This window comes from Bradyrhizobium sp. CCGUVB4N (assembly GCF_024199945.1).
Taxonomy (GTDB): domain Bacteria; phylum Pseudomonadota; class Alphaproteobacteria; order Rhizobiales; family Xanthobacteraceae; genus Bradyrhizobium.
On record NZ_JANADP010000001.1, the window covers coordinates 9,073,541 to 9,093,667 of the forward strand.

The window sequence follows — 20,127 nt, forward strand, 5'->3', positions numbered from 1 at the left end:
TTTGCTGGAACCGCTGAACTGGTGCAGCCAGCCGAAGACCTATAGAGGGGCCAGCGATTTCTGCAGCCGAGCTGGGCGGGAAGAAGGGGTAAATGGACGAAGAGTTTAGGCAGCGTCTCGACCAGCGATTGGAGCAGCTCGAAAACCGCGTCGCCCTGCTGGAACGGAATCTGGATCTGGTCGCGGCCGGTCAGAGACGCTCCTCGCTTCGCAGCCTCTGGCGGCGTCCACCGATGTGGACGTTCGAGCAATATCCGGCGCGAATGCTCAACCTGAACGCGTTCAACTCCGCACCCGCGATCCCTGCGACAGCGCCGCGGATCGCGATGGTCACGCCAAGCTACAATCACGCGCAATATCTCGGCGCCACGATCGACAGCATTCTGAGCCAGGCCTATCCGAACCTCTATTATCACGTGCAGGATGGCGCCTCGATCGACGGCACGATCGATCTCCTGAAGAGCCGCAGCGACAGCATCAGCTGGAGGAGCGAACCGGACAAGGGTCAGTCCAACGCCATCAATCTCGGCTTTGCCGGCGTCGACTGCGAGATCATGGCCTATCTCAACAGCGACGACGTGCTGCTGCCCGGAACGCTCGCTCATGTCGTCAACTATTTCATGTCGCATCCCGATGTCGACATCGTCTACGGCAACCGCATCTTCATCGATCGCGAAGGACTCGAGGTCGGTCGTGCCGTGTTGCCCCGCCATGACGGCAAGGTGCTGCGATATGCCGACTACATTCCGCAGGAGACGATGTTCTGGCGCAAGCACGTGTGGGACAAGCTTGGTGCGATCGACGAAAGCTTCCACTACGCGATGGACTGGGACTTCATCCTGCGGGCGCAAGCCGCCGGATTCAAGTTCGCGCGGCTACCGCGGTTTCTGTCCTGCTTCCGTATTCACGACGCGCAGAAGACGGCGGCGACCTACGCGATCGGCGTCAGGGAGATGGGCATCTTGCGGCGCCGCGTTCTCGGATTCGATCCGACGCAGATGCAGATCCGGCGCGCCATCGCGCCTTATCTCGTCCGGCAGCTGGCCTATCATTATGCCTACAAGCTGGGGGTCCTGCGATACTGACGCGGACAAGACGCGAGCCGGCGATTGACATTGCCGCTTGCGATCCGCCGCGCATTCCGCCATGCGGCATGCAGCCCTGCCGGTTGCCACTCCACTCAACTCGCCATACAACAAGGTGACGCGCCACCAAGAAGAACAAAAGGTGAGGTCACGCCATGGAAGCCCAGATCTCTAAAGCACTGGTCGCTCAAGCACAGGTCTCTGCCGCGCCGGCTCCTGCCCGCTCATGGTCGCCGCCCCCTGATGCCAGCGGCATCGTCAAGGGCATCCACGCCATGCTGCATCCGCGCAACATCGTGCTGGTGGGCGCGACCGACAAGCCCGGCAACTACGCCGAGCGCATCTGGAACAATCTGGTCAGATATGGCTTCGAGGGCGGGCTCTATCCTGTCAACGCCAAGCGCGAAACCATCTGGGGCGTGCCCTGCTACAAGGATTTTGCCAGCCTCCCCGAGAAGCCAGATCACGTTCTGGTGCTGGTGCCCGCGCGCTTTGCCGTGCAGGTGATCCGCGACGCAGCTGCTGCCGGCGCGCGGTCGGCCACCATCGTCACGTCGGGTTTCAGCGAACTGCAGGATGAGGAGAGCCAGAAGCTTGCCGCCGAGCTGCAACGGGCCGTGCGTGAGACCGGGCTCGCCGTCACCGGCCCGAACTGCCTCGGCAATTTGAGCGCCGGCGAAAAACTCTTCACCAATATCGACGACCGCATCGTCACCATGGAACAGGGCGCGGTGGCGATCGCAGGCCAGTCCGGCGCCATCGTCATGGCAATCCGGCAGGCGCTGGAGGATCGCGGCGTCGGTGTCGGCTACATGGTCACGACCGGCAACGAAACCGGGCTCGAGACACCCGACCTGATGCGCTATTTCGCCGAAGATCCGAGCGTCAAGGTGATCGTGGTCTATCTCGAAGGCGTGCGTAACACCAAGGCCTTTCGCGACGCCTGCAAGGCGGCGCGTGCCGCGAGCAAGCCGGTGATCGCGCTCAAGCTCGGATCATCGGAAGGCGGCCGCGCTGCAGCGATGGCGCACACCGGTGCGCTGGCGGGCTCGATCGAGACGTTCGACGCGATCGCAACCCGCGAAGGCGTGATCCGCGTCGCCGGGCTCGACGAATTGATCGAGACCACCGAATGCTTCGTCCACGCCGCCATGCCCAAGGGCGACCGGCTCGCCGCCGTCACGCTGTCCGGCGGCAAGCGCGGCATGCTGCTCGACGCCTTCTATGCCGAGGGCCTGAATTTCGCGCCGCTCAGTCCACATGTCGGCAGCGAACTCGCCAAGATGCTCGGCCCGGGGTCGATCGTCGGCAATCCGCTCGACGCCGGCTTTGCGGCGGTGGTCGATCCCTCCGTCTACATGAAGTCGATCAAGCTGATGATCGACGACCCGGATATCGACATCGTCATCGTCGACGCCGAATTTCCAAAAGTGCCGCACGAGCAGCGCGAGCGCAATTTGCGCATCGTCAACGAGATGGCGAGCCGAGCCGCAAAGCCCGTGATCTATATCAGCGCGATGTCGATCGGCTTCACCGAGTTCACCAAGGGCCTGCGCAAATCGCTGCCGCACCTCGCGGTGATGCAGGGCATGGACCGCGCGGTGACCGCCATCAAATCGCTGCTCGCCTATGCCAGGCTGCGCAAAGAGGTGCCCGACATCGTCTCGAGCTCGAAGCCCGCGGCGCGCGCCGTGCTGGAGAAGGCGCTGGCATCAGCAAGCGGTGCCGCGCTCGACGAGGTCGCTTCGAAGAAGTTGCTGAAGGCCTACGGCATCCCGGTCTCGAAGGAGGGAATCGCGCAGACTGCAGCGGAGGCCGTGAAGATCGCCAAGCAGATCGGCTTTCCGGTCGTGGCCAAAGTCGTCAGCGCCGAGATCCTGCACAAATCCGATATCGGCGGCGTGGTGCTGAACCTCAACAGCGCAGCCGAGGTGAAGAAGGCTTTTTCCGACATCACCGCGCGGGTGAAGAAGCTGAAGGGCAAACCAAGACTCGACGGCATCCTGATCGCGCAGCAGGTCAAGGCCGACCTCGAGCTCGTGGTCGGCGCGTCGCTCGACGCCGAGATGGGGCCGGTCGTGCTGTTCGGCACCGGCGGCATCGATATCGAGCTGATGAAGGACGTGGCGCTGGCTGGCGCCCCCCTGGACGAGGCCGAGGCGCGGCTGCTGATCGGGCGCACCAAGGCCGGCATCAAGATGCGCGGCTATCGCGGCAAGCCGGCGTTGCATGAGACCTCGGCCGTGAAGGCGCTGGTCGGCCTGTCCAATCTGATCGCGGATGCCGGCGACCGGATCGCGTCGATCGACGTCAATCCGTTCCTGATCAATGCGAAAACCGGTGTCGCGGTCGATGCGCTGATCGTTCTGAACAATGCGGCGGCCAAACGCGCCGCCGGGCATTGATGTCGCGTAGGGCGGATCAGCACTGCATAATCCGCCAATTTTGCACCACTGATGATAGAAGACGGCGGGTTACGCTTCCGCCTTCGCTCTTCGAGCTACGGCGGACAAGTCGTTAACCCGCCCCCGCTACCATTGCGACCATCCGGACTCCTTCCAACTTCCCCGCTTTGGTCGTAAAATCGCTACCCTATGGCACGCGCGAGCAATCTGGTGATCGGAACGACGACGCTGGCGGTGATCGCCGTGGCGTTCGGCGGCCTGCTCGGTGTGCAGAAATGGCGCGCCATCCAGAGCCGCAGCCAGTTGCGCGTCGTGTTCGAAGGCGGTTCCGCGAGCGGCCTGCGCCGCGGCGGCCCGGTCAATTTCGACGGCGTGCCCGCCGGCCAGATCCTGTCGATCAAGCTGGACAGTCCGCGCAAGGTCGTCGCGCTGGTGTCGCTCGACAACACCGCGCCGATCCGCAAGGACACGGTCGCCGGCATCGAGTTCCAGGGCCTCACCGGTGTCGCTGCGGTCTCACTGATCGGCGGCGCCCCGTCCGCGCCGCCGGTGCCGCTGGACTCGGACGGCATTCCCGTGTTGACCGCCGATCTCAGCGATGCCGAATCCATCGTCGACACGCTGCATAGCGTCGATCGCACGATCGTCAGCAACGCGCCGGCGATCAAGGACGGCCTGCGCACGTTCGAAAACTATACCGGCGACCTCAGGGGCAAGGGCGACGAGATCGACGCGGTGATGCTCAAGGTCGACAATGCGTTTGCCGGCTTCGACAAGGCGGTCACCAAGATCGAGGGCGTGGTGCCCGGCTTCGTCGACGGCAAGGCCGACGAGTTGTTCGAAAAGGTGAAGGGGCTGCACGAGCTCGCCGACACCATGAAGAAGAAATCGGCGAGCTTCCTCGAGGATACGCGCCGCTCGCTGCTCGACGTCAGCGAGGCCGCCAACAAGATGAGCGGGACGCCCACGCCTGCCGCCGCTCCGCGTCCGCCGCGCAAACCAACGCAGCCAAAGCGATAGAGCCTACCAGGTGTAGCGCACGACGCCCTTGCCGGCGTAGGAGCGCGTGACGTTCGAGAACTCGCCCTCGAAAGTGGCCGACGCGGACCAGCCGTTCATCCAGTTCATCTGTATCGACGCCGTCGTCAGCGCGGAGTCGCGCGCCAGTGCGGCACCGTTCACGACGAAGGCCGATCCCGGCAGCGTCTGGAACACCGCGCCGATCGTGCGATCCGGATTGAAATCATGCGCCCAGGCGGCGCGGCCGCGCAGCGTCAGCACGCCGCCGGCTGCGGCGAACGATCTGTCGGCGCGCAGGCCGAGCTCGGTGCGGGTGCTGGTCACGTCCTTGGCGGCATAATTGAGCGCGAAGGTGTTGTTGCCGACCACCGCGAATTCCGAATAGCTCGGCAGGCTGAACATCGTGGCCTGGAGCGCGGCATAGGGCGTCAGCCCGATCCACGGCGTTGCCTGGCGATAGCCGCCCTCGATACGGCCTGAAACGGCGTTGGCGTTGAATTGCGCCCGCAGCTGATCGGAGCCGGCCGCGGTGACGATGCGGTTGGTGGTGACATCCTGCCAGCCATAGGCCAGCGCGGCCGTGACATAGGCAGGCCCCGCATTGTGGCGAACGAACGCGCCGGCCTGGAACAGATCCGAGTGGCCCCAGCCCAGTCCGTTGACGCCGAAGCCGGTGCCGCCGCCGGCGAGCGCGAAGCCCGCGACCGTCGAGGGCGAGAAGCGATAGTCAAGGCCGACCGCGGTCCCGTAGACGCTGCTGGTCGTATTGTTGGAGCCGAGTGCCGTGCGACCGTCGGTGGTCTGCGAGCCGCCGTAGCCGGCCGCCCAGACATCCCAGCGCTGCTCGAATGTCGGCGGTGGCGCCTTGCGGTAGATCGAGGCAAGGGCGTCGCTGGGGCGCTTGCCTGATGCGGCGTAGGCAGTCGCACTGGTCTCGTCGGCGTAAGGCGTCGCGCCGCCCTCGCCGCTACGCCCCGAGCCGAACACGTCGGTCAACAGGCTCATGAACAGGTTCATCGCATTGAACGTCGTCTGCTGCGATCCCGTTGCGGATTCACCGGAGGCCTGCGTGAGGCCGGCGGGACCGAGACCCGCGAATTCGGCCGGCAGGACACCATTGGTGTTGAAGAAGTTCTGTAGTGTCGTGGCAACGTTCTGCTGGTTGACGTTGAGCGCGTATTTCGCGCCGTAGTTCAGCGTGAAATCGAGAAAGACCTCGTTCGATCCGACGGTCGTCGTGCCGATGAGGCCACCCGGCGCGGCAACGCTCGTAAAATTACCGGTGGCAGTGCCGAAGAAGTCCATGATCGCGTAGTGCTTCTTCACCATGCTGCCGGGATACAGCGAGACGCCGACGGTGCCGCTCAGCGAAACATTGCCGGCGACGAGCGCATGGCTCGTGCTGGATCCGCTACCCACCTGCACAACATAGACCGAGCCGGGCTGAAGGGTGAGATCGCCCTGGACCTGCATGCTCGAGCCTGGCCCGCCGTCGCCGGGCGCGTAGATGCCGCCGTTGGCGATGAGTGTGTTGCCGACGATGCCGGCGCCATACAGCGCGGCTCCCGCATTCACCGTGGTCAGGCTCGATTGCGAGATGTCGCCATCGACGCGCAGGATGCCGCCATTCACGGTCGTCGTGCCGGTGTAGGTATTGGTGCCGGAGAGGACCAGCGTTCCGCTGCCGACTTTTTCGAGCGAGCCTGATCCCGCGGGACCGCAGCCGCAGGGATTGAAATCGCCGATGACACCGCTGACTTCGGTCGACAAATTGTTGCCGCCGACAACGAGCGTGTTGCCACCACCGATGTAATAGAAGCCGCTGCCTTGGATCGATCCGGCAGTGACGCGGCCGTCGCCGTTCAGGCCGACGCTACCGCCGAAATCGACGATGCCGGTACCGCTGGTGATGAAACGCGCGTTGCCGCCGGTCGAATTGTCGAAGAACGAGGTCTGGCCGCCGCTCTTTGTGATGATCGTGGCATTGCCGGCCGTCGAGAACGCACCGAAATCGGTGATGCCGTTGGCCTCGTTGATGATCGTTGCATTGCCGGCGGTCGCCGTGCTGCCCGGCACGGCGCCGAAGGTCGTGCCGCCAAAATCCTTGTTGACGATGGTCGCCGAGCCCGCCGAGGATTGATCGATGAACGCGGTCGAGCCGCTGTTCTGGTTGGTGATGCTGGCCGAGCCCGCATTGGTCTGGCTAAAGAAGGCGACCAAGCCGCCGTCATTGGTGATGGTCGCCTGTCCGGCGGTCGCGGTATGGGTGCCGGTCCCGGTCGGATCACCGAAATAGATCTGGCCGTTGTTGGTGATCGCCATGGTGCCGGCGGACGTCGCATTGAGAAACATCGTCACGCCGGAGAAGGCGTTCGACAGCGACGTGACACCCGACATGTCGGCGTTGACGATCTTGAAGAAGCCCTCGTTGGTGACGGCGCCGATGATGCTGGCGGTATGGGTCGCGTCACCAAGCTGCAGCGAGCCGCAGGTGCAGATGAACGTGTCGCCGGTATAGGTGTTGGCGCCAAGCAAGGTCAGGAAACCGGGCCCCTGTACGGAGATGCCGCCGGTACCGACGATGCGCGACGCGATCACGGCCGAGGGATCCCCGGTACCGGTCACATCATTGGTGAAGAAGGTGGTGCCGCCCGTGGCCAGCCTGAGGTCACCGCCCTGAATGGTGTAGATCGAGCCATCGCCGGTGAGGTCGAAGCCCACGAGGCTGGTGAGCTGCACGCCGCCCGGCGTGACGGTCACGGTGCCGCCCGTCGCCGGCGTCGAGGGACCGCTGCTGCCGAACAGCGTGCCGGCCGACGCGGGATCATAGGCCGTGCTGGTCGAGCCGAAGAAATCGGTCCAGTTGGTCGTGGTGTTGTCCCAGACGCCACCGCCGCCGTTGACCGAACCGTTGGGTGTGGTCTGCGATCCGTTGAAGATCTGCTGGGCGGACGCGGGGGTCACCACAACGGCCACGCTCATGGCAAGACCGAGCCAGAGTGCCGCGCCAACCGCGGCAACGCTCCGGCGCGCGCAACCCTGCCCGCTCGATGGCAACCCAGCCCCCACCTTCAGCCCCTCATTCACGGCGCTCTCAGCGGCGCCGTGGGGAACCTAAAACATGGGGGTGGCCAGTAGAACTACGGGTGGGTCAGAATCCGCCTCTGACGCCGCAACTTAAGCAGATTCGACACGTGTTGTTGCAACCGGGCCACGTTTTGACACGATCAGCTCCCAGTCCGCGCACACGAAACTGCGTCAGAATGTCCGCCCATGTGTACGGCCATTCACATCTTTAAGCCGGATCGACCTAATAATTGCTCGGCGCAGCCTCGTTCGGGATGCCGTCGATCGGACATTCGGCTGTGCCCGCAGTCGAGCGCGTCATCGCCTCGACCATGTCGCGGGTGCCTTCCGGATCGGCGATCCAGTTCTTGTAGAAATCATAGGGGCAGGCCGCGACGCCGCGCGGGCCTTCACCGGAATTGATCATGCCGGTGTAGCCACGGTGGACCAGCTTGTAGAGATGGTTCTGCGACTGGCCGTTGCGGCGGGCATCGCGGATCAGATGCTTCGAGAGCTGGGCATATTGGATGCCGTACTCCTCCTCACCGCACTCGCCGAGCGTGCGGCCGTCGAAGCCGATAATCGCGGAGTGGCCGAAATAGGAATAGACGCCGTCGAAGCCGGCGGCATTGGCGACCGCGACATAGACATTGTTGGCCCACGCCATCGCCTTTGAAATCAGAACCTGCTGCTCCTTGGCCGGGTACATGTAGCCCTGGCAGCGCACGATCAACTCGGCACCCTTCATGGCGCAATCGCGCCAGATCTCCGGAAAATTGCCGTCGTCGCAGATGATCAGGCTGACCTTCATCCCCTTCGGGCCTTCGGAGACATAGGTGCAATTGCCGGGATACCAGCCCTCGATCGGCACCCACGGCATGATCTTGCGATACTTCTGCGCGATCTCACCCTTGTCGTTCATCAGGATCAGGGTGTTGTAGGGCGCCTTGTGCGGATGCTCCTCGTGGCGCTCGCCGGTCAGCGAGAACACACCCCACACCTTGGCCTTGCGGCAAGCTTCGGCGAAAATCGCAGTCTCTTCACCAGGCACGGCGGACGCCGTCTCGTACATCTCCTTGGAATCGTACATGATGCCTTGCGTGGAATATTCCGGGAAGATCACGAGGTCCATGCCGGGCAGGCCGGCCTTCATGCCCACCAGCATGTCGGCGATCTTGCGAGCGTTGTCGAGCACCTCGGCCTTGGTGTGCAGGCGGGGCATCTTGTAGTTCACCACTGCGACGCCGACGGTGTCGTTGCTGCTGGAAATATCGCCGTGAAGCATTTGGGCCGCTCCTGTCTTTTATTTGTTGAGATTGTCGCGAAGGTCAGTGGCTGATCATCCAGGGCCGCGCCGTCGGGAAACCCTTGGCGCCGCTCTTCGTCTTGGTCACCAGCCGCGCCGGCTTCTTCCTGTCGGTCCCGCCCTTGTCCTTCACGGTCTTGCCCGATGAGCAGCAGCCGCAACCGGGGCCATGCGAGGCCTTGTATTGCGCCAGCGTCTGCGGCGCGTGCGTGCTGCGCTCGTTGACGGCGTGCGCCTTGCGCTTGTCGGCCGGCATGCAGAAGAAATTCGGCGCGGTCAGGATCACGCGCGGCGATGAGACTTCGCAATGCGGGCAATCCTGCGGATCGTCGCATTCCGCCATCGGGCGCAGGTCCTTGAACGGACCGCAATCGTCACAGAGATATTCATAGACCGGCATCGCATCATCCCTACGCTATTGCCTGTGAGAGAACGCCTCGCGGCGGATGCGGGGCGACGAAGCAGCGCCGTCCCGCATCCCGTCGCGCAGGGATTATTTGTCCGGCGAGATCGGCATCTGGATATCGCCGGTGATGTGCTTGATGGGACCCGCCGCCGACGGCATCACGTCGAAGTCGAAGATCTCGGTCGGTAGCCACAGCGTGGCGCAGGCATTGGGCACGTCGACCACACCGGAGATATGGCCCTGGCACGGCGCGGTGCCGAGGATCGAATAGGCCTGCGCACCGGAGTAGCCGAACTTCTTCAGATACTCGATGGCATTGAGGCAGGCCTGTCGATAGGCGATGTGGACGTCGAGATAGTGCTGCTTGCCGGCCTCGTCGACCGAGATGCCTTCGAAGATCAGATAGTCCTTGTAGTTCGGCGTGATCGGCGACGGCTTGAAGATCGGATTCTTGATGCCGTATTTCGACATGCCGTCCTTGATCACCTCGACCTTGAGATGCAGCCAGCCGGCCATCTCGATCGCGCCGCAGAAGGTGATCTCGCCGTCGCCCTGGCTGAAATGCAGGTCGCCCATCGAGAGACCGGCGCCGGGCACATAGACCGGGAAGTAGATTTTTGAGCCGCGGGAGAGATCCTTGATGTCGCAATTGCCGCCATGCTCGCGCGGCGGCACGGTGCGCGCACCTTCCGCGCCGATCTTGGCTTTCACATCGCCCTTGGCGCGGCCGCCATGCGCGGTCGCCGCAAATGGGGGATTCGCAAGGCCGGGCACACGGGTCGGGTTGGTCGAGATCAGCTCGGCCTCGCGCTTGTTCCAGGTCTCCAGCATCTTCGGATCGGGCAGACAGCCGATCAGGCCGGGATGAATGAGGCCTGCGAAGTTCACGCCGGGCACGTGGCGCGACGAGGTATAGAGGCCCTTGATGTCCCAGATCGACTTCTGCGCCAGCGGGAAGTGGTCGGTGAGGAAGCCGCCGCCGTTCTGCTTGGAGAAGAAGCCGTTGAAACCCCAGAGGCTCTCCTTCATCGGACCGACGTCGAGCAGGTCCACCACCAGGAGGTCGCCGGGCTCGGCGCCCTTGACGCCGATCGGACCGGAGAGGAAGTGCACGATCGACAGGTCGATATCGCGCACGTCATCGGCGGAATCGTTGTTCTTGATGAAGCCGCCGGTCCAGTCATAGGTCTCGATGATGAAATCGTCGCCGGGATTGACCCAGGCCACGATTGGGATGTCGGGGTGCCAGCGGTTGTGCACCATGTCATTTTCGTAAGCCGACTTGGTGAGATCGACCTTGATCAGTGTCTCTGGCATCGAGATGCTCCCCTTTACTACGGTTGGTTAGACGGACAGATATTTCGAGACCTGCGCGGCATCGACGCTGTCGCGTGGGTCATCGCGCACGATCGCGCCGTTCTCGATGACCAGCACGCGGTCGGCGATATCGAGCGCGAAGCTCAGAACCTGCTCGGACACGACGATCGACAGGCCCTTTTCATCGCGGATGCGCTTGAGCGTCCGTGCCATGTCCTTGATGATCGACGGCTGGATGCCTTCGGTCGGCTCGTCGAGCAGCAGCACCTTCGGTTTGGTTGCGAGCGCACGGGCGATCGCCAGCTGCTGCTGCTGACCGCCGGAGAGATTGCCGCCACGGCGACCCTTCATCTCCAGCAGAACCGGAAACAGCTCGTAGATATCGTTTGGCACCTCGGAGCCGCCGGAAACGACGAGCCCGGTCTCGATGTTCTCCTTCACCGTCATGGTGGAGAAGATCATGCGGCCCTGGGGGACATAAGCGAGGCCCTTGGCGACGCGTTCATAGCTCGGCAGGCCGCCGAGCTCGGCGCCGTCCATGGTCACCGAGCCGCTTTTGGCGGGAAGGATACCCATCAGCGATTTCATCAGCGTGGTCTTACCCATGCCGTTGCGGCCCATGATCGCAACGATCTCGTTGGGTGCGACCTTGACGTTGAGCCCGTGCAGCACCTCGCTCTGGCCGTAGGCGACGTGGAGATCCGAAATAGCCAACATGCGCCGCTCCTTATTTCTTGCGCGTGATCTTGTCCGGAAACCGGACGCCACTTTCCGGGATCATGCGCTAGTGACCGAGGTACACTTCAATGACCTTGGGATCGTTCTGCACCTTCTCCATCGTCCCCTCGGAGAGGATCTGGCCCTGGTGCAGCACGGTGACCTTGTGCGCGATGTCCTCGACGAACTTCATGTCGTGCTCGATCACCAGCACCGACCGATTCTTGATGATGCGGTTGAGCAGCTCCGCGGTCTTGGTCCGCTCCGACACGCTCATGCCGGCGACCGGCTCGTCGAGCATCAGGAGGTCCGGATCCTGGATCAGCAACATGCCGATCTCGAGCCATTGCTTCTGGCCGTGACTGAGCAGGTCGGCGCTCATGTTCAGCCGATCCTTCAGGAAGATCATCTCGGCGACCTCGTGTACCCGGTCGCGCACGGCGGCGTCACGGGTGAAGGTCAGGGCGCCGAACACCGAGCGTCCGCGCGGATAGGAGATCTCCAGATTCTCGAACACCGTGAGATCGTCGTAGATCGACGGGTTCTGGAATTTGCGGCCGACGCCGGTCTTGACGATCTCGTTCTCCTTCATCCGCGTCAGCTCCTTGCCGCGGAACTGGATCGAGCCTGATGTCGCTTTGGTCTTGCCGCAGATCAGGTCGAGCACCGTGGTCTTGCCGGCGCCGTTCGGACCGATGATGACGCGGATCTCGTTCTCGTCGACATAGAACGAGAGATCGTTCACTGCCTTGAACCCGTCGAACGAGACGGTGAGCGCCTCGACGGCAAGCAGGAACTCTTTTGGCTGGTGACCTACGAGCATGATGATCTCCTCACTCGGCCGGGGCGCCGTCGGCAACCGAGCTGTCGGTCCAGCCTTCGGGCTTGGGTTTGCGCGACGAGATCAGGCGATCGATGCGCGGCTGCACATAGTCGCCCCAGATCCCGGCAAGACCGTTCGGGAATGCGAGCACAACGGCGATGAACAAGCCGCCGAGGCCGAACAGCCACAATTCTGGGAACGTTTCCGACAGGCTGGTCTTGGCGAAATTGACCAGCAGCGTGCCGTAGATGGCGCCGAGGATCGACAACCGGCCACCGACCGCCGTGTAGATCACCATCTCGATCGACGGCACGATGCCGACGAAGGAGGGCGACATGAAGCCGACATTGAGCGCGAACATCGCGCCGCCGATCGCGGCAAATACGGCGGCGATGCAGAAGGCGAAGATCTTGAAGTTCGCGACGCTGTAGCCGGAGAAGCGGACCCGGTCCTCCTTCTCGCGCATCGCCACCAGAATACGCCCGAGCTTGGAGTGTCGGACGAACTGCGCGATCATGATGCAGACGAACAGGCATCCGACCTCGAAGAAGTACAGCACGACTTTCGCGTGATCGGGCCGGATATCCCAACCCTTCAAGGTACGCAGGTCGGTCATGCCGTTGATGCCGCCGGTGTAGCCCTGCTGGCCCACGATCAGGATGGTGAGGATCGCCGCGACCGCCTGGGTGATGATCGCGAAATAGGTGCCGCCGACGCGGCGCTTGAACATCGCGGTACCGATGATCAGGGCGAAGATGCCGGGCACCAGGATGATGGCGGCGATGGTGAAGGTGAGGCTGTTGAAGGGCTTCCAGAACAGCGGCAGCGCCGTGATCTGATTCCAGTCCATGAAATCCGGAATGCCGGGGGTCGACTGGATCTTGGTGTTCTCCACGCTCGATGCCTCGAGCTTGAGGAACATCGCCATGCAGTAGCCGCCGAGACCGAAGAACACGCCCTGTCCGAGGCTGAGAATGCCGCCATAGCCCCAGCAGATCACCAGCCCGAGCGCGACGAAGGCATAGGTCAGATATTTCGCGACCAGATTGAGCCTGAAGACATCGAGCGTGAGCGGCAGCACCACCACCAGGAAGACCGCGAGCACCAGAATTCCGATGAGCTCCGATCGATTGAAGAACCGATTGTCGGTCATTGCATCAGCCTCTATTTCTCACTTGCGGACCTTGAGGGCGAACAGCCCTTGCGGCCGCAGCATCAGGATTCCGACAACGGCGAGCAGCGTCAGCACCTTGGCCATCGAGCCCGACATGAAGAACTCGAGGGTGGATTGCGTCTGCGAGATCGAGAAGGCCGAGGCGATGGTACCGATCAGGCTCGCGGCGCCGCCGAACACGACCACCAGGAACGTGTCGACGATGTAGAGCTGTCCGGAGGTCGGACCGGTCGAGCCGATCATGGTGAAGGCGCTGCCGGCGACGCCGGCGATGCCGCAACCGAGACCAAATGTGTAGCGGTCGACTTTTTCGGTGTTGATACCGACGGCGCCGGCCATGATCCGGTTCTGCACCACCGCGCGCACCTGGCGCCCCCAGCGCGATTTGTACATGACATAAGCGACGCTGATCGTGATCAGCACGGTGAGGCACATCACGAAGACGCCGTTGATCGGGACTTCGATGCTGTCGGTGACGTGCAGCGAGCCGAGCATCCATTGCGGCAACTCGACACCGACCTCACGCGCGCCGAACACGGAGCGATAGGCCTGCTGCAGCATCAGGCTGAGGCCCCAGGTCGCAAGCAGCGTATCAAGCGGACGCTTGTAGAGGTGCCGTATCAGCACCCATTCCACCAGCATTCCCAGCGCACCTGATGCGACAAAGGCGAGGATCATCGCGAGGAAGAAGTAGCCGCTGAACAGGCTCGGCAAGTAGGTCTGGAAAAAATTCGAGGTCATCCAGGTGACGTAGGCCCCGAGGATCATGAACTCGCCATGGGCCATGTTGATGACGCCCATCTGGCCGAAGATGATCGCAAGACCGAGCGCCATCAGCACATAGACAGAGAACAGGATCAGTCCTGCAAAGCCCTGCATGACGAAGATGGAGCCAAGGTCACCAAGCGAATAGTCGCCGAACATCGATGTCCTCCGTCAGGGATGAGGTCCCGCGTCGCGAGCGAATTCGCGACGCGGGGGTCTTGGGCGTGGAGTTGCAATCCACGCCAGGGAGAGGCTTGAGCTTTACGGAGAGAGCGGCGATCGCCGCGCTTCTTACTGGTAGCCCTTCGGGAACGGATCCGGCTCGACGAGATCGGCGGTCTCGTAGATCAACTCGAACTGACCATCGAGCTTGGCGCGTCCCACGCGGGTCTTCGACCAGAGGTGATGGTTTTCGTGGATGCGCACATAGCCTTCCGGCGCGCCCTTGAACTCGACGCCGGGCGAAGCCGCCGCGATCTTGTCGACGTCGAAGGAGCCGGCCTTCTCGACCGTCAACTTCCACAGCCACGGGCCGAGATAGGCAGCCTGGGTGACGTCTCCGATCACGGTCTTCTCGCCCCACATCTTCTTGAACGCGGGCACGAAGGCCTTGTTGTTCGGATTGTCGAGCGACTGGAAGTACTTCATGCAGGCATAGGCGCCCGCGATGTTCTCACCGCCGATGCCGTCAATTTCGTCTTCGGTGACCGAGATCGTCAGCAACGCCTGCTTGGAGAGGTCGATGCCGGCGGCCTTGAGCTGCTTGTAGAAGGCGACGTTGGAGCCGCCGACGACGTCGGTGAAGATCACGTCGGGCTTGGTCAGCTTGATCTTGTTGATGACCGAATTGAACTGGGTGTTGCCGAGCGGATAATATTCCTCGCCGACGACCTTGCCCTTCAGCACGTTCTCGACGTGCTTGCGCGCGATCTTGTTGGAGGTGCGCGGCCAGATGTAGTCGGAGCCGATGAAGAAGAACGTCTTCGCGCCCTTCTCCTTGGCGATCCAGTTCAGGCCGGCGAGAATCTGCTGGGTCGCTTCCTGGCCGGTGTAGATCACGTTCTTGGACTGCTCGAGGCCTTCATAGAAGGTCGGGTAATAGAGCATGCCGTTGTACTGCTCGACGACCGGCAGCACCGCCTTGCGCGAGGCCGAGGTCCAGCAACCCATGATCGCCGCGACCTTGTCGTTGACCAGCAGCTTCTTGGCCTTCTCCGCAAAGGTCGGCCAGTCGCTGGCGCCGTCTTCCTGGATGAACTTGATCTTGCGACCGAGCACGCCGCCGGCGGCATTGATCTGCTCGATGGCGAGCTTTTCGGCTTCGATCGAGCCGGTTTCGGAGATGGCCATGGTGCCGGTCGCCGAATGCAGGATGCCGACCGTCACCTCGGTGTCGGTGACGGCGAGGCCGGTGGTGTTGACCGCCGAGGTCGCCGGGGCCTGTGCGAAGGACACCCGCGGCAGCATCGTGATGGCCGGGACGGCGGCCATTCCCATCAATAGTTTGCGCCGGAGCGGCGACAACAGGCCCTTGTTGGTTTCGTCTGACATGAGCACCCCACTGTTTGTTCGAGGACACGCGATTGGTGCCGTGAGGATGGCTCGAATTTGTGCACCGCAAGCATACGCAAGATCGCGTATACTGCACCGCAAAATACCGACGTAGGCTTTTGGTACGGGATTTGCGAGGTCGCGAGAGGTTCGGACGAGTTCGGGAGTGGGGTGTAAGTGGCAGGGCGGCAGCGAATAGACCGCGTCAGGCGCCAGTACAATCAATGGGTCGCCAACCAGACGCTGGAAGACTACGCGCTGCGCTTCACCGCCAAGAGCGCGCGACGCTGGTCCGCCGCGCGCGTCGCCAATACCGCCATCGGCGCCATCTCCTTCCTGGTGCTGGAGGCGATCGGCGGCACCATCACCCTCAATTACGGCGTCACCAACGCCGCCGCCGCGATCCTCGTCGTCTCCACCATCATCTTCTTCTGCGGCGTGCCGATTGCCTATTATGCAGCCAAATGCGGCATCGACATTGACCTGCTCACACGCGGTGCGGGTTTCGGCTATATCGGCTCAACCGTCACCTCGCTGATCTACGCCTCCTTCACGTTCATCTTTTTTGCAGTCGAGGCGGTGATCCTGGCGACCGCGCTGGAGATGTGCTTAGGGATCCCCCGTCCGATCGGCTACCTCATCAGCGCCGTCGCGATCATCCCGCTCGTGACCTACGGCATCACGCTGATCAGCCGCTTCCAGCTCTGGACGCAGCCGCTCTGGATCGTCCTGCACATCCTGCCCTTCGCCGCGATCGCGTGGGCCAGCCCGCACTCCTTCACGGAATGGCACAAATTCGCCGGCGAGCACGGCGACCTCGGCGGCCATTTCGATCTGCTGCTGTTCGGCGTCGCGTCCTCCGTGGTGTTCTCGCTGGTGGCGCAGATCGGCGAGCAGGTCGACTTCCTGCGATTTTTGCCGCGCGACCGCCGCACCTCCAGGGCGTCGTGGTGGATCGCCCTGATGAGCGCCGGGCCGGGGTGGATCGTGCTCGGTGCGCTGAAGCTGCTGGCCGGCTCGTTCCTCGCCTTCTTCGCGCTGAGCCACGGCGTGCCGCCCGAAGAGGCGGCCGAGCCCGCCCACATGTATCTCGTGGCCTTTCGCTACGTGCTGTCGGACCCGGACCTCGCGCTGGCGCTGACCGGCTTCTTCGTGGTGCTGTCGCAGATCAAGATCAACGTCACCAACGCCTATGCCGGCTCGATCGCCTGGTCGAACTTCTTCTCGCGCCTGACACACAGTCATCCCGGGCGTGTGGTCTGGCTGGTGTTCAACGTGATGGTGGCGCTGCTGCTGATGGAGATCGGCGTCTACAAGGCGCTGGAACAGACGCTCGCGCTCTACTCCAACGTCGCGATTGCCTGGGTCGGCGCGCTGGTATCCGACCTCGTGATCAACAAGCCGCTCGGGCTTCGTCCGCCGCAAATGGAATTCAAGCGGGCGCATCTCTACGACATCAACCCGGTCGGCGTCGGCGCGATGACACTCGCGATCATCGTCTCGATCGCAGCGTTCTACGGCCTGTTCGGCCCGACCATGAAGGCGCTCGCCGCCTTCGTCGCGCTGACGGTGGCCTTCGTCACCGCGCCGATCATCGCGTGGCTGACCGACGGCAAATTCTATATCGCACGCAAGCCGAAGCGGAGCTGGGCCACCATCGAGGCGATCCAGTGCTGCATCTGCGAGCACAGTTTCGAGCCGGAGGACATGACGTCCTGCCCCGCTTACGCCGGCCCGATCTGCTCCCTGTGTTGCTCGCTCGATGCACGCTGCCACGACCTCTGCAAACCGCATGCGCGGGCGCAGGTGCAATTCTCGGACGCGCTCGGCAAGATCCTGCCGCAACCGATCTACGCGCGCATCAATTCGCAGTTCGGGCACTATATCGGCGTGTTCGTGGTCTCCGCCGGCCTCGTCGCATTGGTGCTTGGGCTGATCTATCTGCAGACCTCGGCGAGCGTGCATGGCGAGAATGCGCTCGTCTCCAACGTGCTGTGGAAGGTGTTCTTCTCGCTCAGCATCATCATAGGCGTGGTCGCATGGCTGTTCGTGCTGGCGCAGCAGAGCCGTCGCGCGGCCGAGGCAGAGACACGGCGGCAGACGGCGCTGCTGATCCAAGAGATCGACGCGCACAAGCGCACCGATGCCGAGCTCCAGCGCGCCAAGGAAGTTGCCGAGTCCGCCAATCTCGCCAAGAGCCGCTATGTAGTAGGGCTGAGCCATGAGTTGCGCTCGCCACTGAACGCGATCAGCGGCTACGCGCAACTGCTCGAGCAGGACGCGACGCTCAACACCAAGCCGCGCGATCAGGTCCGCGTCGTCCGCCGCAGCGCCGATCATCTTTCCGGCCTGATCGACGGCATTCTGGATATCTCCAAGATCGAGGCGGGACGGCTTTATCTCTCCCGCGACGAGGTCCGCCTGAGTGAGTTCCTCGATCAGCTCGTCGGCATGTTCCGTCTCCAGGCCGGTGCCAAAGGGATCGACTTCGTGTTCCGGCGGCCGGCGACATTGCCGACGGTGGTCTATGCCGACGAGAAGCGGCTGCGGCAGGTGCTGATCAATCTCCTCTCCAATGCCATCAAGTTCACGCAGACCGGCAGCGTCCAGTTCGTCGTGCATTACCGCAGCCCGGTCGCCGAGTTCGAGGTGATCGACACCGGACCCGGCATCCAGTGCGACGATCTCGAACGCATTTTCGCGCCGTTCGAGCGCGGCGCGCTCGGGGTCTCGCAGCCGCAAACGGGCACGGGACTTGGGCTCACCATCAGCCGGCTGCTGGCCGGCGTGATGGGTGGCGACATCAAGGTTGCCAGCACCGTCGGGCGCGGCAGTACGTTCAAGGTGAAGATGCTGCTATCGGAGGTCAGCAACCCCAGGCGCATCGCGCCGGTGGAGGCGCCAGTCTCCGGCTATCATGGCGCACGCAAGACCATCCTCATCACCGACGACGACCCGGTGCATCGCGATCTCCTGCGTGAGGTCCTGACGCCGCTCGGTTTCATCTTGCTGAGCGCCACGGACGGCCCGGGCTGTCTCGCGCTGGCGCAGCATTGCCGGCCCGACCTGTTTCTGCTCGACATCTCAATGCCGGGCATGGACGGCTGGACCGTGGCGGAACAGCTGCGCGCCGACGGCCACCACCAGGCCCGCATCCTGATGGTGTCGGCGAGCGCGCTGGAGGCGCACGGCGCACCGCTCGCGCAGCCCTTCCACGACGGCTATCTGATGAAGCCGATCGACATTCCGCGGCTGCTGGAGACCGTTCGCCAGTTGCTCAAGATCGAGTGGCAATACGGCTCGGACGACATCGTCGTGCCACTGTGGCGGCCGGACGGCGGCTCGCGGCCGCCGGTCCGACACATCGAGGCGCTGATCGGGCTCGGCCAGATCGGCTACGTCAAAGCGATTCAGCTGAAGCTGGACGAGATCGGCAGCGAGCATCCCGAGCATGCCGACTTCGTCGCGGAGATGCGATCGCTGGTCGATCGCTTCGATCTCGATCAATACATGACAACATTGAAAACACTGCATGCTTATGAGCATTGAGACGAAAAAGCGCGACGTCGCGCTCGTGGTCGACGACTCTCCCGAAACGCTGCGGTTGCTCACCGATGCGCTCGACGGCGCCGGGATGACGGTGATGGTGGCGCTCGACGGCGCGAGCGCGATGCGCATCGTCGACCAGATCACGCCCGACATCGTGCTGCTCGACGCCGTGATGCCCGGGCTGGACGGCTTCGAGACCTGCCGCCGGCTCAAGCGCGACGCGGGCCTGGCCAATGTCCCCGTGATCTTCATGACGGGCCTCGCCGAAACCGAGCACATTGTACGCGGGCTGGAAGCCGGCGGCGTCGACTACGTGACCAAGCCGATCGTGATCGAGGAGATGCTGGCCCGCATCCGCGTCCATCTCGGCAATGCACGGCTGACCCAAAGCGCGCGCACTGCGCTCGACGTCTCTGGCCGTTTCCTGTTTGCGGTCAACCGCCAGGGCCACATTCTCTGGGCGACACCACAAGCGCAGAAGCTGCTGGACGATCATCACGGTGCGCAGGCCGACGACTTCGTCCTGCCGCCGTCGCTCTTGCAATGGCTCGAGCAGGCCAAGGGCAAGAGCAGCGCGAAGTCACAGGCTGCTTCGCTGCCCGACAATCCGCAGCTCCGGTTCTATTACATGGGCGAGACCGCGCCGAACGAGTTCCTGCTGCGGCTCTCCAAGGAATCCGGAACCGCGCTGCCGCCGGAGTTCACCAGCGAGCTCGGCCTCACCACCCGCGAGGGCGAGGTGTTGGCCTGGCTCAGCAAGGGCAAGACCAATCGCGACATCGCGCAGATTCTGGGGTTGAGCCCACGCACCGTCGACAAGCATCTGGAGCAGATCTACGCCAAGCTGGGCGTGGAGAACCGGACGGCGGCGGCGGCGATTGCCACGAATGCGACGCGGAGGAATTCGTAACGACGATATTGATGAGTTGCGACACAGCTAACC

Annotated in this window: 14 protein-coding genes; 5 read left to right on the forward strand and 9 right to left on the reverse strand. The window is 63.2% G+C overall.

Annotated elements, in window-relative coordinates; all coding sequences use genetic code 11:
- Nucleotides 1-92 precede the first annotated feature (92 nt).
- The 3 genes from NLM31_RS42300 to NLM31_RS42310 all read left to right on the forward strand — a co-directional run bounded on the left by NLM31_RS42300 (nucleotide 93) and on the right by NLM31_RS42310 (nucleotide 4,510).
- The gene (locus NLM31_RS42300; RefSeq protein ID WP_254196042.1) at nucleotides 93-1,085 is read left to right on the forward strand and encodes a glycosyltransferase family 2 protein; all 993 of its coding nucleotides are present in this window, start codon (nucleotides 93-95) and stop codon (nucleotides 1,083-1,085) included.
- Nucleotides 1,086-1,240: 155 nt separating this feature from the next.
- On the forward strand, nucleotides 1,241-3,490 hold the full coding sequence (locus NLM31_RS42305; RefSeq protein WP_375167526.1) for an acetate--CoA ligase family protein: 2,250 nt from the start codon (nucleotides 1,241-1,243) through the stop codon (nucleotides 3,488-3,490).
- Nucleotides 3,491-3,679: 189 nt separating this feature from the next.
- Nucleotides 3,680-4,510, forward strand: a complete 831-nt coding sequence (locus NLM31_RS42310) for an MlaD family protein (RefSeq protein WP_254196043.1) — start codon at nucleotides 3,680-3,682, stop codon at nucleotides 4,508-4,510.
- 3 nt (nucleotides 4,511-4,513) lie between these two features.
- Here NLM31_RS42310 and NLM31_RS42315 read toward each other — a convergent pair whose 3' ends face one another.
- From NLM31_RS42315 to urtA, 9 genes are all read right to left on the reverse strand, one after another.
- Nucleotides 4,514-7,492, reverse strand: coding sequence for an autotransporter domain-containing protein (locus NLM31_RS42315; RefSeq protein WP_254196044.1), 2,979 nt, complete (start codon nucleotides 7,490-7,492; stop codon nucleotides 4,514-4,516).
- 328 nt (nucleotides 7,493-7,820) lie between these two features.
- A complete protein-coding gene (locus tag NLM31_RS42320; RefSeq protein WP_254196045.1) occupies nucleotides 7,821-8,861 on the reverse strand; it encodes an aliphatic amidase in 1,041 nt (346 codons plus the stop codon).
- A 43-nt stretch (nucleotides 8,862-8,904) separates the two neighbouring features.
- Nucleotides 8,905-9,282 carry a zinc ribbon domain-containing protein gene (locus NLM31_RS42325; protein ID WP_254196046.1) on the reverse strand — a complete coding sequence of 126 codons (378 nt, stop codon included), beginning with the start codon at nucleotides 9,280-9,282 and terminating at the stop codon, nucleotides 8,905-8,907.
- A gap of 93 nt (nucleotides 9,283-9,375) precedes the next feature.
- The gene (gene fmdA / locus NLM31_RS42330) at nucleotides 9,376-10,605 is read right to left on the reverse strand and encodes a formamidase (protein WP_018316778.1); all 1,230 of its coding nucleotides are present in this window, start codon (nucleotides 10,603-10,605) and stop codon (nucleotides 9,376-9,378) included.
- A gap of 27 nt (nucleotides 10,606-10,632) precedes the next feature.
- Nucleotides 10,633-11,322 carry an urea ABC transporter ATP-binding subunit UrtE gene (urtE, locus tag NLM31_RS42335; protein WP_254135067.1) on the reverse strand — a complete coding sequence of 230 codons (690 nt, stop codon included), beginning with the start codon at nucleotides 11,320-11,322 and terminating at the stop codon, nucleotides 10,633-10,635.
- 67 nt (nucleotides 11,323-11,389) lie between these two features.
- Nucleotides 11,390-12,145 carry an urea ABC transporter ATP-binding protein UrtD gene (urtD, locus tag NLM31_RS42340; protein WP_027531396.1) on the reverse strand — a complete coding sequence of 252 codons (756 nt, stop codon included), beginning with the start codon at nucleotides 12,143-12,145 and terminating at the stop codon, nucleotides 11,390-11,392.
- 10 nt (nucleotides 12,146-12,155) lie between these two features.
- Nucleotides 12,156-13,298, reverse strand: coding sequence for an urea ABC transporter permease subunit UrtC (urtC, locus tag NLM31_RS42345; RefSeq protein WP_254135068.1), 1,143 nt, complete (start codon nucleotides 13,296-13,298; stop codon nucleotides 12,156-12,158).
- Nucleotides 13,299-13,316: 18 nt separating this feature from the next.
- Complete coding sequence (gene urtB, locus NLM31_RS42350; RefSeq protein ID WP_254135069.1) at nucleotides 13,317-14,243, reverse strand: urea ABC transporter permease subunit UrtB; 927 nt, start codon at nucleotides 14,241-14,243, stop codon at nucleotides 13,317-13,319.
- A 132-nt stretch (nucleotides 14,244-14,375) separates the two neighbouring features.
- Entirely contained in the window at nucleotides 14,376-15,635 is a 1,260-nt protein-coding gene (gene urtA, locus NLM31_RS42355; RefSeq protein ID WP_254196047.1) for an urea ABC transporter substrate-binding protein, read from the reverse strand.
- A 177-nt stretch (nucleotides 15,636-15,812) separates the two neighbouring features.
- On the opposite strand from urtA, the gene NLM31_RS42360 reads away from it, so the two are divergent.
- Both NLM31_RS42360 and NLM31_RS42365 read left to right on the forward strand, forming a co-directional pair.
- On the forward strand, nucleotides 15,813-19,184 hold the full coding sequence (locus tag NLM31_RS42360; RefSeq protein ID WP_254196048.1) for an ATP-binding protein: 3,372 nt from the start codon (nucleotides 15,813-15,815) through the stop codon (nucleotides 19,182-19,184).
- Entirely contained in the window at nucleotides 19,168-20,094 is a 927-nt protein-coding gene (locus NLM31_RS42365) for a response regulator (RefSeq protein ID WP_375167527.1), read from the forward strand. The genes NLM31_RS42360 and NLM31_RS42365 overlap by 17 nt, the downstream gene beginning before the upstream one ends.
- Nucleotides 20,095-20,127 lie beyond the last annotated feature (33 nt).

What these genes read in the sequence shown, in the direction of transcription:
- NLM31_RS42300 (WP_254196042.1), top strand. Translation starts at nt 93, where the DNA reads ATGGACGAAGAGTTTAGGCAGCGTCTCGACCAGCGATTGGAGCAGCTC.
- urtA (WP_254196047.1), bottom strand. Translation starts at nt 15,635, where the DNA reads ATGTCAGACGAAACCAACAAGGGCCTGTTGTCGCCGCTCCGGCGCAAA.
- NLM31_RS42305 (WP_375167526.1), top strand. Translation starts at nt 1,241, where the DNA reads ATGGAAGCCCAGATCTCTAAAGCACTGGTCGCTCAAGCACAGGTCTCT.
- urtE (WP_254135067.1), bottom strand. Translation starts at nt 11,322, where the DNA reads ATGTTGGCTATTTCGGATCTCCACGTCGCCTACGGCCAGAGCGAGGTG.
- fmdA (WP_018316778.1), bottom strand. Translation starts at nt 10,605, where the DNA reads ATGCCAGAGACACTGATCAAGGTCGATCTCACCAAGTCGGCTTACGAA.
- NLM31_RS42365 (WP_375167527.1), top strand. Translation starts at nt 19,168, where the DNA reads ATGCTTATGAGCATTGAGACGAAAAAGCGCGACGTCGCGCTCGTGGTC.
- urtB (WP_254135069.1), bottom strand. Translation starts at nt 14,243, where the DNA reads ATGTTCGGCGACTATTCGCTTGGTGACCTTGGCTCCATCTTCGTCATG.
- NLM31_RS42325 (WP_254196046.1), bottom strand. Translation starts at nt 9,282, where the DNA reads ATGCCGGTCTATGAATATCTCTGTGACGATTGCGGTCCGTTCAAGGAC.
- urtD (WP_027531396.1), bottom strand. Translation starts at nt 12,145, where the DNA reads ATGCTCGTAGGTCACCAGCCAAAAGAGTTCCTGCTTGCCGTCGAGGCG.
- urtC (WP_254135068.1), bottom strand. Translation starts at nt 13,298, where the DNA reads ATGACCGACAATCGGTTCTTCAATCGATCGGAGCTCATCGGAATTCTG.
- NLM31_RS42310 (WP_254196043.1), top strand. Translation starts at nt 3,680, where the DNA reads ATGGCACGCGCGAGCAATCTGGTGATCGGAACGACGACGCTGGCGGTG.
- NLM31_RS42320 (WP_254196045.1), bottom strand. Translation starts at nt 8,861, where the DNA reads ATGCTTCACGGCGATATTTCCAGCAGCAACGACACCGTCGGCGTCGCA.
- NLM31_RS42315 (WP_254196044.1), bottom strand. Translation starts at nt 7,492, where the DNA reads ATGAGCGTGGCCGTTGTGGTGACCCCCGCGTCCGCCCAGCAGATCTTC.